An 18,661-nucleotide genomic window follows, 5' to 3' on the forward strand; every position below is an offset into this window, starting at 1 on the left:
ACGGTCAGCGCCTCATTCCCTTTATGTCCATGTCGAACTCGACCACGTTCGAGTAGATGGGCGTGCCGACGTCCATGCCGTAGGGCGCACGGCGGATGCTGCCGCGGATGGTGAAGGAGATCGAGCCCTTGTTCCAATCGGTCAGCGTGACGGCGAAGCGTTCCTTGCGTGTCTTGCCGCGTGCCGTCAGCGCACCCTCGACGGTTGCCCTGTCGGGTCCGGTCTGTGTGACGCTCGTGGAGCGGAAGGTCACCGTTTGATAGTTGGCCGCGTCGAAGACCGCGCTGGAACGCAGGAAATCCTCGATTCGGCGCTCTCTCGCCCTCACGCTCTCCGGATAGAGCGTGAATTCGACCGATGATCGCGAGACATTGCCGCCGTCTATCCGGAACTTGCCGGAGAACTTCGCGAAGTTGCCGGCAATACCGCCGCCGCCGGTCTGCCCTACATTGAATTGGATGCGCGAGGAACTGGCGATGCTGTAGCTGCCGGCCGCGTCCGCGAGCGACGGGGTCTTTGCGTCGGCCGGTAGAGCGACAGCGAGCAAGACCAATGGCAGGGCTGCTTTCAGCGAGAGAGTGCGCGGAGCGATCATGGATCATTTCCTCCCGGCAACGGCTTCATTGCTTCCCGAAGATCGGCCGCTTCTGCGTGGCTCGGCCGAGAGCCGGCGCGTAGCATGCGCATCAGCACCGCGTCGCCTCGGATGAACTGGTGGTAGAGCGCTGCCGCAGCGTGGATGACCACCAGGGCGAGCATGGCGTAGGCGAGCAATGCGTGGGTAAAGGCCCAGAACGCTTCGGAGCTATCAGATTGCGGCAGGGACAGATGCGGAATGACGATGATGTTGAAGTAGAAGCTCGGGATGTTCAACGTCGAGGCAGAAGCGACAGCCCAGCCGGCCAGCGGCGTCAGAAAGCCGAGGGTGATCAGTATCCTGTGCGTTTCGCGCGCCGCGACATGTTCAAGCGGGCGGAGTCCTGGCACCGGCCGCGGGCTTCGTTCTACCAGCCACCAGATCGCCCTCACGAGCGCTGCGCCCAGAGCGGTGAAGCCGAACGACTTGTGCCATTGGTAGAGCGAAAACTGCAGGGCGGGATCGATTTCGGTGCGCCGCATGACGAAACCAATCAACATCAGACCGAGGATCAGCAGCGCGATCGTCCAGTGGAGGACGATCGTGACGGTTCCGAAACCATGATCGCTGTTGCGCAGCATCGAATGACTTAACCATTTCGGCTGGAGTGCCGGCGAGCTGTTTCGCTGAGATGAGACGCCCAAAGCCTCGGTTTTATTCGGAGCGTTGCTGCCCAAATTCGGCCGGCATCGGCATCATTGGCGCGCGTCACCTGTATCGGATGGCCGTTGGTCGGCCCGGAATCTGCGCGCAAGTGCTTTCATTTGCCCGACCGATTTGCTAGGCCGCTTGCCCGAGAGGCCCTGATCCCGGAGGAATTTCATGACGCCCGATATCCGCCCGCTGGTTGCCGGCAACTGGAAGATGAATGGTACGCGTGGATCGCTGGACCAGATCAAGGCGATGGCCGAGGGCGTCAAGGGCGCACTTTCCGCCAAGGTGGAGACGCTGATCTGCCCGCCGGCGACGCTGCTCTATGTTGCAACCGCACTTTGCGACGACAGTCCGCTGATGATCGGCGCCCAGAACTGCCACCAGAAGCAGTCGGGCGCCCACACCGGCGAGATTTCCGCCGAGATGATCGCCGATTGCTTCGGCACCCATGTCATCGTCGGCCACTCCGAACGCCGCACCGATCACGCCGAGACCGATGCGCTGGTCAGGGCGAAGACGGAAGCCGCGCACGCCGCCGACCTCGTCGCCATCGTCTGCATCGGCGAGACCGAAGAAGAACGCAGGGGTGGCAAGACGCTCGACGTCCTGAAGCGCCAGCTCGCCGAAAGCCTGCCGGATGGCGCGACGGCTGAGAGCACCGTGATCGCCTACGAGCCGGTCTGGGCGATCGGCACCGGCCTGACGCCGACTGTGGGAGATGTAGAGGAGGCGCACGCCTTCATGCGGCGTGAACTGGTCTCCCGCTTCGGTGCGGAAGGCGGCAAGATGCGGATCCTGTACGGCGGCTCCGTCAAGCCGTCGAATGCCAGGGAACTGATGGGCGTCGCCAATGTGGACGGTGCGCTGATCGGCGGCGCCAGCTTGAAAGCGGAAGACTTCCTCGCCATCTACCGGGCCTATGAAGAATTGACTGCGTGACCGCCGCGTGGGGCTGGCAGGGGCTTGGAATAGCCGGCTGCTTGGTATAAAGAGGCGCGAAATTTGGACGCGGCCCGTTACGTGGCCGCGATCGTTCGATTCGAATGCCCCGCAGAGGGCAGGACTGGAAGCTGATGCAGACCGTACTCCTCGTCATCTATCTCATGGTCGTCGTCGCCCTGATCGGCGTCGTCCTCATTCAGCGTTCCGAAGGTGGCGGTCTCGGTATTGGCGGCGGTTCGGGCTTCATGTCCGCCCGTGGCACGGCCAATGCGCTCACCCGCACGACGGCGGTTCTCGCAGTGCTGTTCTTCGGCCTGGCGCTTGCGATGGGTATCCTGGCGCGCTACGAGCCGCAGGCGACCGACATCCTCGAGCGTATTCCGGGCACGAGCTCGAGCGGCGGCGTGCTGGATTCGCTCGGCGGCGGCCAGACGGCGCCGGCCGGTGGCAACACGCCCCCCCCGGCGACCGGCAATGGCGCCAACAGCACGGTTCCGGCTGACGGCGCGGCTGCGCCGGCGCAAGCTCCGGCTGCTCAGCCGGCCGCCCCGGCTCCGGCCGCCGGCGCCAACGGCAATACCGGATCGCAAGTTCCGAGCGGCCAGTAACGGTCGAAGTCAGAAGAACCCGCCGGCGGATGTTTCATCCGCCGGTTTTGTTTTGTGTGAAATCTGCCGCGACGAAAAACGGAAAAATTCGGGAAGACGAATTTTTTCGGTGGCGGAATCGTTTGTGAAAAGGTATCCGGTGACTCCCATGGCGCGATATGTATTCATCACTGGCGGCGTGGTCTCCTCCCTCGGAAAAGGCATCGCTGCGGCCGCTCTCGGAGCGCTGCTGCAGGCGCGTGGCTACCGCGTGAGGCTGCGCAAGCTCGACCCCTATCTCAACGTCGATCCGGGCACCATGAGCCCGACCCAGCATGGCGAGGTGTTTGTCACCGACGACGGGGCGGAAACCGACCTCGATCTCGGCCACTACGAACGCTTCACCGGCCGTTCGGCGACGAAGACCGACAACATCACCACGGGCCGGATCTACAAGAACATCATCGACAAGGAACGCCGTGGCGACTATCTCGGCGCAACGGTCCAGGTGATCCCGCACGTCACCAACGAGATCAAGAACTTCGTCACCGAAGGCAATGACGATTATGATTTCGTCATCTGCGAGATCGGCGGCACCGTCGGCGACATCGAGGCAATGCCCTTCATGGAGGCGATCCGCCAGCTCGGAAACGACCTGCCGCGCGGCGCGGCCGTCTATGTCCACCTGACGCTGATGCCCTACATCCCGGCGGCGGGCGAATTGAAGACCAAGCCGACCCAGCATTCGGTCAAGGAACTGCAGGCGCTCGGCATCCATCCCGACATTCTGCTGGTTCGCGCCGATCGCGAGATTCCGGAAGCGGAGCGCCGCAAGCTGTCGCTCTTCTGCAATGTGCGGCAATCGGCCGTGATCCAGGCGCTTGACGTGGCGTCGATCTACGACGTGCCGATCGCCTACCACAAGGAGGGGCTGGACAACGAAGTGCTCGCCGCCTTCGGCATCGAGCCAGCACCTAAGCCGCGTATGGAAGCCTGGGAGAACGTCGCTCACCGGATCCGCACGCCGGAGGGCGAAGTCACGATCGCGATTGTCGGCAAGTATACCGGCCTCAAGGACGCCTATAAGTCGCTGATCGAGGCACTCTATCACGGCGGCATCGCCAATCGTGTAAAGGTCAAGCTCGAATGGATCGAGTCGGAGATCTTCGAGAAGGAGGATCCGGCGCCCTATCTCGAGAAGGTCCACGGCATTCTCGTTCCCGGTGGCTTCGGCGAGCGCGGTTCGGAAGGCAAGATCAACGCGGCGCGCTTTGCCCGCGAACGCAAGGTGCCCTATTTCGGCATCTGCTTCGGCATGCAGATGGCGGTGGTCGAAGCCGCCCGCAATCTGGCCGGCATCGAGAAGGCAACCTCGACAGAATTCGGCCCCACCAAGGAGCCAGTCGTCGGCCTGATGACCGAGTGGGTGAAGGGCAACGAACTCGAGAAGCGCTCGGCCTCCGGCGATCTGGGCGGAACCATGCGCCTCGGCGCCTATCGTGCGGCCCTCAAGCAGAATACGAAGATTGCCGAGATCTACGGATCGACCGACATCTCCGAACGCCATCGCCACCGCTACGAGGTCAATGTCGACTACAAGAATCGCCTGGAGTCCTGTGGCCTGGTCTTCTCCGGCATGTCGCCGGACGGCGTGTTGCCGGAGACGGTGGAATATAACGACCATCCGTGGTTCATCGGCGTGCAGTACCATCCGGAACTGAAGTCGCGCCCGTTGGAGCCGCACCCCTTGTTCGCGAGCTTCATCGAAGCGGCGCTCGAACAGTCGCGGCTCGTGTAGGCTCGCGCCTTTTTGACGGTGCCGATTGTTCTCGCGGCCGGTTCCCCAGGGGACCGGCCGCATTTGACTCGTGCCGCCTGTTGGCCGAGGGATGCAGTTTGACACCTGTCCGGCTGCCGCTTGCAATCGGCCGTCAAAAGTTGCAAACAGCGGCAAACCGGTCATCAGGGAAACCGCCATGAACCTGCCCACGCACACCGCCCGCCCGCTCGATCATCTCGTGCTGCCGGTGGCGGAACTCGGTCGGGCAAGGCGGCGCCTAGCCGATCTCGGCTTTACAGTCGCCGAAGACGCGCGCCATCCCTTCGGTACTGAAAACGCCTGCGTCTTCCTTTCGGATAACACGTATCTGGAACCGCTCGCCGTCGCCTCCCGCGAGGAATGCGAGGCTGCCGCGCTTGCCGGAAATGCCTTTATCGCGCGCGACCACGCGTTCCGCTTTCGTCAGGGTCCCGAAGGCTTATCGGCAATCGTGCTCGGAACGCCCGATGCCGCCGCTGATCACATCCGTTACCGGTCCTGCGGCATCTCCGGCGGCGAGATGCTGGAATTTTCGCGGCCTATGCGACTGCCGGACGGACGCGAAGGGCTCGGCTCATTCAGGCTGGCCTTCGCCGCGGATCTGCGCGCGCCGGACTTCTTCCTGTTCAGTTGCCAGCGTATCCGCGCCCTGCCGGTCGACAGCGCGCTGCACAACCACGAGAATGGTGTGGTCGGCATCGCCGAAGTCGTTCTTTCGGAGCCCAATCCGACGGATTTCCAGTATCTGTTGCAGGAAGCCGTCGACGAGCGCGAGGTCTCGGCCCATTCCTTTGGCATGGACATCCAGGCCGGCAGCGCCAAGCTCTCGGTCATGAACCCCGCCGGGATGGAGGCCTTCTATGGGCGCTCCGTCAGCGCGACCGAACGCGGCTTGCGCGGCCGTGCGGTGGTGTTCCGCGTCACCGACCTGGAAGCGACGCGCGCGCTATTTGCGCAGAACGATATCGAATTTGCAGAAATGGGCGGACGCCTCATTGTCCCGGAAGCACCGGGGCAGGGGGTGATTTTCGCGTTTGGAGTGTGACGATGGAAACCAATGCAAGGGTCGTCGTCGGCGAGGGTGCCGGCCAAGTGGTGTTCTCGCAGAAGGAGCGGCTGACGCTGATCGCCGGCCCCTGCCAGATGGAGAGCCGCGAGCACGCCTTCATGGTGGCCGGCAAGCTCGCCGAGCTCTGCAACTCGCTCGGTCTCGGCCTCGTCTATAAGTCTTCCTTCGACAAGGCGAACCGCACCTCAATCTCCGGCAAGCGCGGCATCGGCCTTGATAATGCGATGGAGATCTTTGCCGATCTGAAGCGCGAATTCGGCTTTCCTGTGCTGACCGACATCCACACGGAAGAACAGTGCGCTTTGGTCGCCGAGACCGTCGACATCCTGCAGATCCCGGCCTTCCTGTCGCGCCAGACCGACCTTCTCGTCGCCGCGGCGAAGACCGGGCGCGTCATCAACGTCAAGAAGGGCCAGTTCCTGGCGCCCTGGGACATGAAGAACGTGCTCGCCAAGTTCACGATGAGCGGCAACCCGAACGTGCTCCTGTGCGAGCGCGGCGCGTCCTTCGGCTACAACACGCTCGTTTCCGACATGCGCTCTTTGCCGATCATGGCGGCGCTCGGTGCGCCGGTGGTCTTCGACGCGACTCATTCGGTGCAACAGCCGGGCGGCCAGGGCGGTTCCTCGGGCGGCCAGCGTGAGTTCGTCGAGACTTTGGCGCGTGCGGCTGTCGCTGTCGGCGTTGCGGGCGTCTTCATCGAGACGCATGAGGATCCGGACAATGCCCCCTCCGACGGCCCGAACATGGTGCCGCTCAAGGACATGCCGCGTCTCCTCGAAAAGCTGCTCGCCTTCGACGCGATCGCCAAGGCTTGAGGCCGGCGCATGAAATTTTCATGAACTGCGATGACGCTCGGGACATTGCCACCTGCGCGCCATTGTAATTTCGAGGCCATGAATTAAGACAGGCCCATCATCATTATCGTCCACAAGCAGGGAAGAGATCATGACTGCAATCATCGACATCATCGGCCGCGAGATTCTCGACAGCCGCGGCAACCCGACCGTCGAGGTCGATGTCCATCTCGAAGACGGCAGTTTCGGCCGCGCCGCCGTTCCCTCGGGCGCTTCGACCGGCGCGCATGAAGCAGTCGAACTGCGTGACGGCGGTACCCGCTATCTCGGCAAGGGCGTCGAGCGTGCCGTCGACGCGGTCAACGGCGAGATCTTCGAAGCGATCGGCGGTCTCGACGCCGAGAACCAGATCCAGATCGACAAGACGATGATCGAGCTCGACGGCACGTCGAACAAGGCGCGCCTCGGCGCCAATGCCATTCTCGGCGTGTCGCTCGCCGTCGCCAAGGCCGCCGCGGAAGCTGCCGGCCTGCCTCTCTACCGCTATGTCGGCGGCCCGAACGCCCATCTCCTGCCGGTCCCGATGATGAACATCATCAATGGCGGCGCGCATGCCGACAACCCGATCGACTTCCAGGAATTCATGATCATGCCGGTCGGCGCCGAGACCCTGAAGGACGCTGTCCGCATGGGCTCGGAAGTCTTCCACACGCTGAAAAAGCAGCTTGCCGCCGAGGGCCACAACACCAATGTCGGCGACGAGGGCGGTTTCGCGCCGGGTCTCGCCTCTGCACCGGCGGCGCTCGACTTCATCATGAAGTCGATCGAGAAAGCCGGCTACAAGCCGGGCGAAGACATGTATGTCGCGCTTGATTGCGCTTCGACGGAATTCTTCAAGGACGGCAAATACGTGCTCGAAGGCGAGGGCCGTACGCTCGAGCCGGGCGCTATGGCCGAGTACCTCGCCGAGCTTGCCGCCAAGTACCCGATCATCTCGATCGAAGACGGCATGGCCGAAGACGACTGGGACGGCTGGAAGGCGCTCACCGACCTCATCGGCAACAAGTGCCAGCTCGTCGGTGACGACCTGTTCGTCACCAACTCGGCGCGCCTGCGCGACGGCATCAAGATGGGCGTCGCCAATTCGATCCTCGTCAAGGTCAACCAGATCGGCTCGCTTTCCGAAACGCTCGATGCGGTCGAAACGGCGCACAAGGCCCGCTACACCGCCGTCATGTCGCACCGTTCGGGCGAGACCGAAGACTCGACGATTGCCGACCTCGCGGTTGCCACCAATTGCGGTCAGATCAAGACCGGTTCGCTGGCACGTTCCGACCGGCTCGCCAAGTACAATCAGCTGATCCGCATCGAGGAGCAGCTCGGCCTGCAGGCGCAATACGCCGGCCGCTCCATCCTGCGCGGTTGATCGCTGCCACTAGCATCAGCGCCAACTTTCGACCCGCCTGCCTCACGGCAGGCGGGTTTCCTTTTCCTTGCCCTTCATGGTCAACGGTCGGTTAATCAATCGCCGCTAGTCTGCCTTGGTATTGCGTAGCAGGGCATTGACGATGTGGACACGGCATCACAAGAAGCGGAGACTGGGGCGGCTGGTAGTGCCGGTGATCGCGGTCGCCTTTCTGTCTTACTTCGGCTATCATTCGATCCATGGCGGTTACGGCTTGACGGCGACGGAGGAGTTTGACCGCCAGATCGCCGAGCGGCAGGCACGGCTCGACGAGCTCACTCAGAAGCGGCAAATCCTGGAAAAGGAGGTCGAGCTGATGAGTGACGGTTCGTTGGAAAGAGACATGCTGGATGAGAAGGCTCGCCTCGCGCTCAACATGTCGCGCAGCGATGAGATCGTCATTTTTCATCGGCCGGCGAATTAACTGAAATTCAGTTAATTAAAAATAACGCTTTAAAATCAGCGTATTAAGCGGAATGATAGCCATGCAAATATGGCATTGCTGAGGCGCTCTTCTTTCCCTATGGTAGCCCACCAAAGGCTAACCATTGGGAGGAATGAATGGCACCGCGAAAAACCGCGTCCGTCTCCAGCCGCAAGGCCGCTGCCAAGCCGGCCAAGAAGGACTTCGCCGGCGGCACGATCGCCGAATTTTCCAAAGAAGCTGAACTGAAGGCCTACCGCGAAATGCTGCTGATCCGGCGTTTCGAGGAGAAGGCCGGCCAGCTTTACGGCATGGGTTTCATCGGCGGCTTCTGTCACCTTTATATCGGTCAGGAAGCTGTCGTCGTCGGCATGCAGCTGGCGCTGAAAGAGGGCGACCAGGTCATCACCGGTTACCGCGATCACGGCCATATGCTGGCCTGCGGCATGAGCGCCCGCGGCGTGATGGCCGAACTCACCGGTCGCCGCGGCGGCCTTTCCAAGGGGAAGGGCGGCTCGATGCACATGTTCTCCAAGGAAAAGCATTTTTACGGCGGCCACGGCATCGTCGGCGCGCAGGTATCGCTCGGCACAGGCCTTGCCTTCGCCAACAGGTATCGCGGCAACGACAATGTCAGCCTCGCCTATTTCGGTGACGGCGCCGCCAACCAGGGCCAGGTCTACGAGAGCTTCAACATGGCGGCGCTCTGGAAGCTGCCGGTGATCTACATCGTCGAGAACAACCGTTACGCGATGGGTACCTCCGTGTCGCGCGCTTCGGCACAGACCGATTTTTCGCAGCGCGGCGCTTCCTTTGGCATTCCGGGCTATCAGGTCGATGGCATGGACGTGCGCGCCGTCAAGGCTGCGGCCGACGAGGCCGTCGAACATTGCCGCTCCGGCAAGGGGCCGATCATCCTCGAGATGCTGACCTACCGCTACCGCGGCCACTCGATGTCCGACCCGGCGAAATATCGCTCGAAGGATGAAGTGCAGAAGATGCGCTCGGAGCATGATCCGATCGAGCAGGTGAAGGCCCGCCTTGTCGAAAAGGGCTGGGCGAGCGAGGACGAACTGAAGCAGGTCGACAAGGAGGTTCGCGACATCGTGGCGGACAGCGCCGATTTTGCCCAGTCTGATCCGGAGCCGGATGTAGCCGAGCTCTATACCGACATCCTGCTTTGATCCGGGGAGGGACCAATATGCCAGTAGAAATTCTCATGCCTGCCCTTTCCCCGACGATGGAGGAAGGCACGCTCTCCAAGTGGCTGAAGAACGAGGGTGACAAGGTGGCCTCGGGCGACGTCATCGCAGAGATCGAGACCGACAAGGCGACGATGGAGGTCGAAGCCGTCGATGAAGGCACGATCGGCAAGCTGCTGATCGCCGCCGGCACCGAAGGCGTCAAGGTCAACACGCCGATCGCCGTGCTGCTCCAGGACGGCGAGGCCGCCGGCGACATCGCGAGTGCCAAGACGGAAGCGCCGAAGCCGGCAGCGGCAGAAGCTCCGGCACCGGCTGCGGCCCCCGTCGCCGCCCAGCCGAAAGCGGAAATCCCGTCCGATCCGGCGATCCCGGCCGGGACGGAAATGGTGACGATCACCGTCCGCGAAGCGCTGCGCGACGCGATGGCCGAAGAAATGCGCGCCGATGACGACGTCTTCGTCATGGGTGAGGAGGTCGCCGAATACCAGGGCGCCTACAAAATCACCCAGGGCCTGTTGCAGGAATTCGGCCCGCGTCGGGTTGTCGACACGCCGATCACCGAGCATGGCTTTGCCGGTATCGGCGTCGGTGCGGCGATGACCGGCTTGCGGCCGATCGTCGAGTTCATGACCTTCAACTTCGCCATGCAGGCGATCGACCATATCATCAACTCGGCCGCCAAGACGCTCTACATGTCCGGCGGCCAGATGGGTGCGCCGATCGTCTTCCGCGGACCGAGCGGGGCAGCGGCCCGCGTCGCCGCCCAGCACTCGCAGTGCTATGCCGCCTGGTACAGCCACATTCCGGGCCTGAAGGTCGTCATGCCTTACACGGCCGCGGATGCGAAGGGCCTGCTGAAGGCCGCCATCCGCGACCCGAACCCGGTGATCTTCCTCGAAAACGAAATCCTCTACGGCCAGTCCTTCGAAGTGCCGAAGCTTGACGATTTCGTCCTGCCGATCGGCAAGGCGCGGATCCACCGCGTCGGCAAGGACGCGACGATCGTCTCCTTCGGCATCGGCATGACCTATGCGGTCAAGGCTGCCGCCGAGCTCGAGGCGCAGGGCATCGATGTCGAAATCATCGACCTTCGCACCATCCGTCCGATGGACCTGCCGACCGTCATCGAATCAGTCAAGAAGACCGGCCGCCTCGTCACAGTCGAGGAAGGCTACCCGCAGTCCTCCGTCGGCACCGAGATCGCCACCCGCGTCATGCAGCAGGCCTTCGACTATCTCGATGCGCCGATCCTGACGGTCGCCGGCAAGGATGTGCCGATGCCCTATGCGGCCAACCTTGAAAAGCTCGCTTTGCCGAACGTCGCCGAAGTCGTCGAGGCGGTGAAAGCCGTCTGCTACAAATAAGAGAGGGACGTTCGATGCCAATCAACATCACAATGCCTGCCCTCTCGCCGACCATGGAAGAAGGCAATCTCGCCAAGTGGCTGGTCAAGGAAGGCGACAAGGTCAAGTCCGGCGACGTCATCGCCGAGATCGAAACTGACAAGGCGACGATGGAAGTCGAAGCCGTCGATGAGGGCACCGTCGCCAAGATCGTCGTTCCGGCCGGCACCGAAGGCGTCAAGGTCAATGCCTTGATCGCGGTTCTGGCCGCGGACGGCGAGGACGTCGCAACCGCGGCCAAGGGCGGCAATGGCGCTGCCGCGCCGGCGTCCGCCGCCAAGGCGGAAGCAGCTGCTCCTGCAGCGCCCGCCGCGTCACCTGCACCGGCCGCAGCCCCCGCTGCTCCGGCACAGGCTGCGGGTGAGGGCAAACGCGTCTTCTCCTCGCCCCTGGCCCGTCGTCTTGCCAAGGAAGCGGGCATCGACCTCTCCGCAATTGCCGGTTCCGGCCCTTACGGCCGCGTCGTCAAGAAGGATGTGGAATCTGCGGTCTCCGGCGGCACGGCCAAACCGGCCGCAGCACCGGCTGCCGCTCAGGCACCGGCCGCGGCACCGCTCGCCAAGGGCATGTCCGAGGATGCCGTCCTGAAGCTCTTCGAGCCGGGCTCCTACGAGCTCGTCCCGCATGACGGCATGCGCAAGACGATTGCCAAGCGCCTGCAGGAATCGAAGCAGACGATCCCGCACTTCTACGTCTCTCTCGATTGCCAGCTCGATGCGCTGCTGGCGCTGCGTGCCCAGCTCAATGCGGCTGCCCCCGAAAAGGACGGCAAGCCGGTTTACAAGCTCTCGGTCAATGACATGGTGATCAAGGCGCTGGCGCTGGCGCTGCGTGACGTTCCGGATGCGAACGTCTCCTGGACCGACACGAACATGGTCAAGCACAAGCACGCCGATGTCGGCGTTGCTGTGTCGATCCCGGGCGGGCTGATCACGCCGATCATCCGCCAGGCGGAGTTGAAGAGCCTTTCGGCCATCTCCAACGAGATGAAGGACTACGGCAAGCGCGCCAAGGAGCGCAAGCTGAAGCCCGAGGAATACCAGGGCGGTACCACGGCGGTTTCCAATATGGGGATGATGGGCGTCAAGAACTTCGCGGCCGTCGTCAACCCGCCGCATGCGACGATCCTCGCGGTCGGTGCCGGCGAGGAACGGGTCATCGTCAAGAACAAGGAGATGGTCGTCGCCAACATGATGACCGTCACGCTCTCGACCGACCATCGCTGCGTCGATGGTGCGCTCGGCGCCGAACTGCTCGGGGCCTTCAAGCGCTACATCGAAAACCCGATGGGCATGCTCGTCTGATGCGAACCGGACCGGCATCACGCCGGTCCGTCCTCTCCCTGACATGCGAGTGGGCAGATGAAGACAGTCCTTTGCTACGGTGACAGTCTGACCTGGGGCTATGACGCGAGCAACGCGGGTCGCCATGCCCTGGAAGATCGCTGGCCGACCTTGCTTCAGAAAGCGCTCGGCGTCGGCGTCAACGTCATCGCCGAGGGGCTGAACGGCCGCACCACGGCCTATGACGATCACCTCGCCGATTGCGACCGCAACGGCGCGCGTGTCCTTCCGACCGTGCTGCACAGCCACGCGCCGCTCGATCTCATCATCTTCATGCTCGGCTCGAACGACATGAAGCCGATAATCCACGGCACGGCCTTCGGCGCGGTCAAGGGCATCGAGCGTCTCGTTCGTCTGGTCCGCCGGCATGATTGGCCCGTAGAGACGGAGGAGGGGCCGGATATCCTCGTCGTCTCGCCGCCGCCGCTTTGCGAAACCGCCAACGGCGCCTTTGCCGCCATGTTTGCCGGCGGCGTCGAGCAGTCGGCAATGCTGGCGTCGCTCTATCGCGATCTCGCCGACGAAGTCGACTGCGGTTTCTTCGACGCCGGGTCGGTCGCCCGGACGACGCCGCTCGATGGGGTACATCTCGACGCCGAGAATACCCGCGCGATCGGTCGCGGCGTGGAGCCGGTCGTCCGGATGATGCTCGGGCTTTGATGATGGCGGCTGTCGCAACCTTGAGGCCCGCACGACGAAGCGAGGCGGCGGAACTGGCGGTCCTCGTCGATATCGCCTCGCACGGCTTTGCCTCTTGGCTGTGGTACGGCGGCGTCTTGAGCGGATCGGCGGAAACCGCTTTCGAGCACGGCCGCAACAGGCTGCGCCAGGATAGCGGCTTGGGGACGTGGCGCGACGCGGTGGTCGCCGTCCTCGAAGAGGAAGTCGTCGGCGTTTCGGTGTCCTACGGGATCGATGCGTCGGTGACGGAGATCGAGCCGAAGCACCCGGTGCTCGGACCGCTGCTTGCCCTTCAGAGAGAGATTGTCGGCCACTGGTTCATCGACAGCCTCGGCGTCTACACGGCGCATCGCGGCAAGGGGATTGGCCTGGCGCTGCTCGAAAATGAATTTGTCCGCGCCGGCGGGGCGCTGGTGAGCCTGATCACCGAGAGCCACAACGAAAAGGCACAGGCGCTCTATAAGAGGAACGGCTTCGAAGAGGTGACGCGCGCCGAGGCCGTGCCGCTCTTCGAAGACAGCAGGAAACATGATTGGGTGCTCTTCACCCGCAAGGTCGCTTGAAACAAAGGTAGGAAACACATGGCTGAGAATTACGACGTCATCGTTATCGGTTCGGGCCCGGGCGGCTATGTCACCGCCATCCGCTCGGCGCAACTGGGCTTGAAGACGGCGATCGTCGAGCGCGAGCATCTGGGCGGCATCTGCCTGAACTGGGGCTGCATCCCGACCAAGGCGCTGCTGCGCTCCGCCGAGATCCTCGACCATGCCAACCATGCCAAGAATTACGGCCTGACGCTCGAAGGCAAGATGACCGCCAATGTCAAGGATGTCGTCGCCCGCTCGCGCGGCGTTTCGGCACGGCTGAACGGCGGCGTCGCCTTCCTCATGAAAAAGAACAAGATCGACGTGATCTGGGGCGAGGCGAAGCTGACCAAGCCCGGCGAGATCGTCGTCGGTGCGCCGTCGAAGCCGGCCGTCCAGCCGCAGAATCCGGTTCCGAAGGGCGTGAAGGGCGAGGGCGCCTACACGGCCAAGCACATCATCATTGCGACCGGCGCACGGCCGCGCGCGCTGCCCGGCATCGAACCGGACGGCAAGCTGATCTGGACCTATTTCGAGGCGATGAAGCCCGAGGAACTGCCGAAGTCGATGGTCGTCATGGGCTCCGGCGCGATCGGCATCGAATTCGCAAGCTTCTACCTCTCGATGGGCGTCGATGTCACCGTCGTCGAGCTCCTGCCGCAGGTAATGCCGGTCGAGGATGCCGAGATTTCCGCCCTTGCCCGCAAGCTGCTCGAGAAGCGCGGCATGAAGATCTTCACGGACGCCAAGGTCACCAAGGTCGAAAAGGGCGCTAACGACGTCACGGCGCATGTCGAGACGAAGGACGGCAAGACAACGCCGATCAAGGCAGACCGCCTGATCTCGGCCGTCGGTGTTCAGGGCAATATCGAGAACCTCGGGCTCGAGGCGCTCGGCATCAAGACCGACCGCGGCTGCATCGTCACCGACGGTTATGGCAAGACCAACGTCGCCGGCGTCTATGCGATCGGCGATGTCGCCGGCCCGCCGATGCTGGCGCACAAGGCCGAACACGAGGGCGTGATCTGCGTCGAGAAGATCGCCGGCGTCCCGGGCGTCCATGCGCTCGACAAGGGCAAGGTCCCGGGCTGCACCTACTGCGACCCGCAGGTGGCCTCCGTCGGCCTTACCGAGGCAAAAGCCAAGGAGCTCGGCCGCGACATCCGCGTCGGCCGCTACAGCTTCGGCGCCAACGGCAAGGCGATCGCGCTCGGCGAAGACCAGGGCCTGATCAAGACGATCTTCGACAAGAAGACCGGCGAACTGCTCGGCGCTCATATGGTCGGCGCCGAGGTGACCGAACTCATCCAGGGTTTCGTCGTCGCCATGAACCTGGAGACCACCGAGGAAGAGCTGATGCACACGATCTTCCCGCATCCGACACTCTCGGAAATGATGAAGGAAAGCGTGCTCGACGCCTACGGAAAAGTGCTGAACGCCTGATGACGTGCGGCCGTCCGGAACTTGCGGTATACTCACGCAGTGATTGCGTAGCATCTTCAGCGCGCGGAGGTCATCATGAGCATGAACGGCGTGGGTATTTTGGCAGCGATCATCATCGGTGGACTGGCCGGCTGGCTGGCGGAGAAATTCATGAACAGCCAAATGGGCCTGTTCATGAACATCATTCTCGGCATCATCGGCGCGGTCGTCTTGAACTTCATCCTGGCGGCCTTCGGCATGGCCTATACCGGCTGGATCGCCTATCTGGTCGTCGGCTTCATTGGCGCCTGCCTGCTGATCGCCGCAGGGCGCGCCGTCCGCGGATAGGGATACACCCGCCATCCAATAGCGGTCAGGCTGCCATGCAAATGGTGGCCTGACTTTTCATGTCCGGCTGTTTATATAGATCGAAAAACCAACGGCCCTCGGCCGCTTGCTCGATGCGATGAAGGAAGACAGATGGTAACGGTTTTCGACGCGGTCTCGGATCGGGCTCAACGCGTCCGCCACCCGGAAAAGGCACACAGGCCGGACACGGAAGTGCTGCGCAAGCCGGACTGGATCCGGGTGAAGGCGCCGACCTCGAAGGGCTATCAGGAGACGCGCTCGATCGTGAAGAGCAACAAGCTCGTCACCGTCTGCGAGGAGGCCGGCTGCCCGAACATCGGCGAATGTTGGGACAAGAAGCACGCCACCTTCATGATCATGGGCGAGATCTGCACGCGTGCCTGCGCCTTCTGCAATGTCTCGACCGGCAAGCCGAACGCGCTCGATCTCGAAGAGCCCGAGAACGTCGCCAAGGCGGTCAAGCAGATGGGATTGAGCCACGTCGTCATCACCTCGGTCGACCGCGACGACCTCGAGGACGGCGGCGCGGAGCACTTCGAGAAGGTGATCTTCGCGATCCGCGAGGCCTCGCCCATGACGACGATCGAGATCCTGACGCCGGACTTCTTGAGAAAGCCCGGCGCGCTCGAGCGGGTCGTCGCCGCCAAGCCGGACGTCTTCAACCACAATCTCGAAACCGTTCCGTCGAACTATCTGACGGTGCGCCCGGGGGCGCGCTATTTCCATTCGATCCGCCTGCTGCAGCGGGTGAAGGAACTCGATCCGACGATGTTCACCAAGTCCGGCATCATGGTCGGCCTCGGCGAGGAGCGGAACGAGGTCTTGCAGCTGATGGACGATCTTCGCACCGCCGACGTCGACTTCCTGACGATCGGCCAGTACCTGCAGCCGACCCGCAAGCACCACAAGGTCGAGAACTTCGTGACGCCCGATGAGTTCAAGTCCTACGAGACGGTCGCCTACACCAAGGGCTTCCTGATGGTCGCGTCGAGCCCGCTGACCCGTTCGTCGCATCACGCCGGCGACGATTTCGCGCGGCTGAAGGCGGCGCGGGAGAAGAAGCTGCTGGCCGCAGCGGATTAGTCCGCCGGCCATCGCTGAAGGAAAAGCAGCCGCGGCATCTGAACGTCGCGGTTTTTTGACGTCGTGGTTTGTCGAGGTGGGACCGGTGAACGATCTGACCGACATGACGCAGGCGGTCTCTCTTCTCGTGCGGGCGAGACGGATTCTGGTCATCGGCTGCTCGGGCGGCGGCAAGACCACATTGGCGCGGTGGCTCTCCACACGATTCGCGCTGCCTTTCGTCTCGATGGACCGAGAGTTTTTCTGGCTACCCGGTTGGGTTTCGAGGCCGCGTGCAGAACAAAGGGCAATGATCACGGCCAGGATCGACGAGCCGGAATGGATCATGGACGGAACCAATTCATCGAGCTTCGACCTGAGACTGCCGCGCACAGAGATTGTCATTTGGGTCCGGATGCCGCGTCTGCTTTGCCTATCGGGAGCCTTACGCCGTTGGCTGCAATGGCGCGGACAAGCGCGGCCGGAAATGGCCGACGGCTGCCCCGAACGAGTGAACTGGGAGTTTGTGCGCTACATATGGACATTCGAACGCAGGTACGCGCCGATAATTGTCGCGGGCCTCAAGGAGCACTGCGTTCCCGTCTTGCAGATAAGAAGCCGGGCACAAATGCGACTTCTCCTCGATTTTCTCGGCCGCAGTCCTAACTCGGATTTTGCAACCAACCACGTCGTCAAACATTCGGCCGAATAGATGGTCGAGCTCGATGTCGAGCCCTGTCCGGAGTTTCTGTCCCATGCGACATTTGGCGCTACTTGAAACCGTGTCCGGCTTCTCCACCTTCTTGGGAGTGGTACGAATTTAAGAAGGTGGGAGCGCCAGGAGCGACCCTGCTGGCCACAGATAATTCAACAGAGCATATCGCCCTGCTGTTCGTCCGCATTGACCGGCTTTGAAGGAGTCACCTGCCTTCCTCTTCGCTTCCACTGAAGGGAGATGGAAATGGCAAAGGTCGTTTGCGTCCTCTATGACGATCCGGTCGAGGGGTTTCCCAACGCCTATGCGCGGGATGGGCTGCCGAAGCTTGAGAGCTTCCCCGGCGGCCAGACGCTTCCCACACCGAAGGCTATTGATTTTCAGCCGGGTACGCTCCTCGGCAGCGTCTCCGGCGAGCTCGGCTTGAGGACGTTCCTCGAAGGCCAGGGGCATAGCCTGGTGGTGACGTCGGACAAGGATGGTCCAGACAGCGTCTTCGAACGTGAGCTCGTCGACGCCGACATCGTGATATCGCAACCTTTCTGGCCGGCCTACCTGACCGCCGAGCGGATCGCCAAGGCGAGCAAGCTGAAACTCGCGATCACCGCCGGCATCGGCTCGGACCATGTCGATCTTCAGGCCGCGATAGACCGCGGCATGACGGTCGCCGAGGTGACCTACTGCAACTCGATCAGCGTGTCCGAACATGTGGTCATGATGATCCTCAGCCTGGCGCGGAATTATATCCCCTCCTACCAGTGGGTCGTGAAAGGCGGCTGGAACATCGCCGACTGCGTCGCACGCTCCTACGACATCGAGGGCATGGCGATCGGCACGGTTGGCGCCGGGCGGATCGGCAGCGCGGTGCTGCGCCGGCTGAAGCCGTTCGACGTCAAGCTGCACTACACCGATCGCCACCGCCTCCCTGAGGCAGTCGAGCAGGAGCTCGCCGTTACGTTCCACAAAACTGCGGCAGACATGGTGCCCGTCTGCGATGTCGTCACGATCAACGCGCCGCTCCATCCGGAGACCGAAAACCTCTTTGACAATGCGGTGATTGCCAAAATGAAACGCGGCGCCTATCTGGTGAACACGGCGCGCGGCAAGATCTGCAATCGCGATGCCGTTGCGCGGGCGCTCGAGAGCGGTCAACTCGCCGGCTATGCCGGCGACGTATGGTTCCCGCAGCCGCCGCCCAAGGACCATCCGTGGAGGTCGATGCCCCATCACGGCATGACCCCGCATATTTCGGGTTCGTCGCTATCCGCCCAAGCGCGCTATGCGGCCGGCACGCGAGAGATTCTGGAATGCTGGTTCGAAGGCCGGCCGATCCGCGAGGAATATCTGATCGTCGCAGGCGGCAAGCTCGCCGGCGCCGGTGCGCATTCTTATAGCGCGGGGGATGCGACCCGCGGGTCTGAGGAGGCGGCCCGTTTCAAGACCTAAGCGGTGGCACTGTCGCTTCGGGTGGTTGCAATTATGA

19 protein-coding genes are annotated in these 18,661 nt (G+C 62.8%); 17 read left to right on the forward strand and 2 right to left on the reverse strand.

The window, feature by feature from the left end; genetic code table 11:
- Positions 1-4: 4 nt before the first annotated feature.
- Both N181_RS29165 and N181_RS29170 read right to left on the reverse strand, forming a co-directional pair.
- On the reverse strand, positions 5-595 hold the full coding sequence (locus tag N181_RS29165) for a YceI family protein (RefSeq protein WP_060564106.1): 591 nt from the start codon (positions 593-595) through the stop codon (positions 5-7).
- Positions 592-1,218 (reverse strand): cytochrome b, encoded by a 627-nt coding sequence (locus tag N181_RS29170; protein WP_037400463.1) that lies wholly within the window; start codon positions 1,216-1,218, stop codon positions 592-594. The genes N181_RS29165 and N181_RS29170 overlap by 4 nt, the downstream gene beginning before the upstream one ends.
- A 241-nt stretch (positions 1,219-1,459) precedes the next feature.
- On the opposite strand from N181_RS29170, the gene tpiA reads away from it, so the two are divergent.
- The 17 genes from tpiA (at position 1,460) to N181_RS29255 (ending at position 18,624) form a co-directional block, all read left to right on the forward strand.
- Entirely contained in the window at positions 1,460-2,230 is a 771-nt protein-coding gene (gene tpiA, locus N181_RS29175; protein ID WP_037400467.1) for a triose-phosphate isomerase, read from the forward strand.
- 134 nt (positions 2,231-2,364) lie between these two features.
- The gene (gene secG, locus N181_RS29180) at positions 2,365-2,841 is read left to right on the forward strand and encodes a preprotein translocase subunit SecG (RefSeq protein WP_037400469.1); all 477 of its coding nucleotides are present in this window, start codon (positions 2,365-2,367) and stop codon (positions 2,839-2,841) included.
- Positions 2,842-2,980: 139 nt separating this feature from the next.
- Complete coding sequence (locus N181_RS29185) at positions 2,981-4,618, forward strand: CTP synthase (protein ID WP_162267723.1); 1,638 nt, start codon at positions 2,981-2,983, stop codon at positions 4,616-4,618.
- Positions 4,619-4,796: 178 nt separating this feature from the next.
- On the forward strand, positions 4,797-5,684 hold the full coding sequence (locus N181_RS29190; protein WP_060564111.1) for a VOC family protein: 888 nt from the start codon (positions 4,797-4,799) through the stop codon (positions 5,682-5,684).
- Between the two features lie 2 nt (positions 5,685-5,686).
- Entirely contained in the window at positions 5,687-6,526 is an 840-nt protein-coding gene (kdsA, locus tag N181_RS29195; RefSeq protein ID WP_014328142.1) for a 3-deoxy-8-phosphooctulonate synthase, read from the forward strand.
- A 130-nt stretch (positions 6,527-6,656) separates the two neighbouring features.
- Positions 6,657-7,931: a phosphopyruvate hydratase gene (eno, locus tag N181_RS29200; RefSeq protein WP_014328143.1), complete on the forward strand. Its 1,275-nt coding sequence runs from the start codon at positions 6,657-6,659 to the stop codon at positions 7,929-7,931.
- Positions 7,932-8,073: 142 nt separating this feature from the next.
- A complete protein-coding gene (locus N181_RS29205) occupies positions 8,074-8,394 on the forward strand; it encodes an FtsB family cell division protein (protein WP_014328144.1) in 321 nt (106 codons plus the stop codon).
- Positions 8,395-8,531: 137 nt separating this feature from the next.
- Positions 8,532-9,578: a pyruvate dehydrogenase (acetyl-transferring) E1 component subunit alpha gene (gene pdhA / locus N181_RS29210; protein WP_014328145.1), complete on the forward strand. Its 1,047-nt coding sequence runs from the start codon at positions 8,532-8,534 to the stop codon at positions 9,576-9,578.
- Between the two features lie 17 nt (positions 9,579-9,595).
- Entirely contained in the window at positions 9,596-10,963 is a 1,368-nt protein-coding gene (locus tag N181_RS29215) for a pyruvate dehydrogenase complex E1 component subunit beta (RefSeq protein WP_014328146.1), read from the forward strand.
- Between the two features lie 14 nt (positions 10,964-10,977).
- The gene (locus tag N181_RS29220) at positions 10,978-12,306 is read left to right on the forward strand and encodes a pyruvate dehydrogenase complex dihydrolipoamide acetyltransferase (protein ID WP_014328147.1); all 1,329 of its coding nucleotides are present in this window, start codon (positions 10,978-10,980) and stop codon (positions 12,304-12,306) included.
- Between the two features lie 57 nt (positions 12,307-12,363).
- The gene (locus N181_RS29225; RefSeq protein WP_014328148.1) at positions 12,364-13,005 is read left to right on the forward strand and encodes an SGNH/GDSL hydrolase family protein; all 642 of its coding nucleotides are present in this window, start codon (positions 12,364-12,366) and stop codon (positions 13,003-13,005) included.
- A 2-nt stretch (positions 13,006-13,007) separates the two neighbouring features.
- A complete protein-coding gene (locus N181_RS29230) occupies positions 13,008-13,589 on the forward strand; it encodes a GNAT family N-acetyltransferase (RefSeq protein ID WP_037400491.1) in 582 nt (193 codons plus the stop codon).
- An 18-nt stretch (positions 13,590-13,607) separates the two neighbouring features.
- Positions 13,608-15,053 carry a dihydrolipoyl dehydrogenase gene (lpdA, locus tag N181_RS29235; protein ID WP_014328150.1) on the forward strand — a complete coding sequence of 482 codons (1,446 nt, stop codon included), beginning with the start codon at positions 13,608-13,610 and terminating at the stop codon, positions 15,051-15,053.
- Positions 15,054-15,128: 75 nt separating this feature from the next.
- Positions 15,129-15,380 (forward strand): GlsB/YeaQ/YmgE family stress response membrane protein, encoded by a 252-nt coding sequence (locus N181_RS29240; protein ID WP_014328151.1) that lies wholly within the window; start codon positions 15,129-15,131, stop codon positions 15,378-15,380.
- A gap of 132 nt (positions 15,381-15,512) precedes the next feature.
- Positions 15,513-16,484: a lipoyl synthase gene (gene lipA / locus N181_RS29245; RefSeq protein ID WP_014328152.1), complete on the forward strand. Its 972-nt coding sequence runs from the start codon at positions 15,513-15,515 to the stop codon at positions 16,482-16,484.
- A 103-nt stretch (positions 16,485-16,587) separates the two neighbouring features.
- On the forward strand, positions 16,588-17,175 hold the full coding sequence (locus N181_RS29250) for a P-loop NTPase family protein (protein ID WP_048655345.1): 588 nt from the start codon (positions 16,588-16,590) through the stop codon (positions 17,173-17,175).
- Between the two features lie 249 nt (positions 17,176-17,424).
- Positions 17,425-18,624, forward strand: a complete 1,200-nt coding sequence (locus N181_RS29255) for an NAD-dependent formate dehydrogenase (protein WP_060564112.1) — start codon at positions 17,425-17,427, stop codon at positions 18,622-18,624.
- The last annotated feature ends 37 nt before the right edge of the window (positions 18,625-18,661 follow it).

It is taken from the genome of Sinorhizobium fredii USDA 205 (assembly GCF_001461695.1).
GTDB classification, from domain to species: domain Bacteria; phylum Pseudomonadota; class Alphaproteobacteria; order Rhizobiales; family Rhizobiaceae; genus Sinorhizobium; species Sinorhizobium fredii.

Bases quoted from the DNA above. Each gene is read 5' to 3' on its own strand.
- N181_RS29220 (WP_014328147.1), top strand. From the start codon at position 10,978: ATGCCAATCAACATCACAATGCCTGCCCTCTCGCCGACCATGGAAGAA.
- N181_RS29230 (WP_037400491.1), top strand. From the start codon at position 13,008: ATGGCGGCTGTCGCAACCTTGAGGCCCGCACGACGAAGCGAGGCGGCG.
- N181_RS29250 (WP_048655345.1), top strand. From the start codon at position 16,588: ATGACGCAGGCGGTCTCTCTTCTCGTGCGGGCGAGACGGATTCTGGTC.
- N181_RS29240 (WP_014328151.1), top strand. From the start codon at position 15,129: ATGAGCATGAACGGCGTGGGTATTTTGGCAGCGATCATCATCGGTGGA.
- secG (WP_037400469.1), top strand. From the start codon at position 2,365: ATGCAGACCGTACTCCTCGTCATCTATCTCATGGTCGTCGTCGCCCTG.
- eno (WP_014328143.1), top strand. From the start codon at position 6,657: ATGACTGCAATCATCGACATCATCGGCCGCGAGATTCTCGACAGCCGC.
- pdhA (WP_014328145.1), top strand. From the start codon at position 8,532: ATGGCACCGCGAAAAACCGCGTCCGTCTCCAGCCGCAAGGCCGCTGCC.
- tpiA (WP_037400467.1), top strand. From the start codon at position 1,460: ATGACGCCCGATATCCGCCCGCTGGTTGCCGGCAACTGGAAGATGAAT.
- N181_RS29225 (WP_014328148.1), top strand. From the start codon at position 12,364: ATGAAGACAGTCCTTTGCTACGGTGACAGTCTGACCTGGGGCTATGAC.
- N181_RS29165 (WP_060564106.1), bottom strand. From the start codon at position 595: ATGATCGCTCCGCGCACTCTCTCGCTGAAAGCAGCCCTGCCATTGGTC.
- N181_RS29170 (WP_037400463.1), bottom strand. From the start codon at position 1,218: ATGCTGCGCAACAGCGATCATGGTTTCGGAACCGTCACGATCGTCCTC.
- N181_RS29215 (WP_014328146.1), top strand. From the start codon at position 9,596: ATGCCAGTAGAAATTCTCATGCCTGCCCTTTCCCCGACGATGGAGGAA.
- N181_RS29205 (WP_014328144.1), top strand. From the start codon at position 8,074: ATGTGGACACGGCATCACAAGAAGCGGAGACTGGGGCGGCTGGTAGTG.
- lpdA (WP_014328150.1), top strand. From the start codon at position 13,608: ATGGCTGAGAATTACGACGTCATCGTTATCGGTTCGGGCCCGGGCGGC.
- lipA (WP_014328152.1), top strand. From the start codon at position 15,513: ATGGTAACGGTTTTCGACGCGGTCTCGGATCGGGCTCAACGCGTCCGC.
- N181_RS29190 (WP_060564111.1), top strand. From the start codon at position 4,797: ATGAACCTGCCCACGCACACCGCCCGCCCGCTCGATCATCTCGTGCTG.
- N181_RS29255 (WP_060564112.1), top strand. From the start codon at position 17,425: ATGGCAAAGGTCGTTTGCGTCCTCTATGACGATCCGGTCGAGGGGTTT.
- kdsA (WP_014328142.1), top strand. From the start codon at position 5,687: ATGGAAACCAATGCAAGGGTCGTCGTCGGCGAGGGTGCCGGCCAAGTG.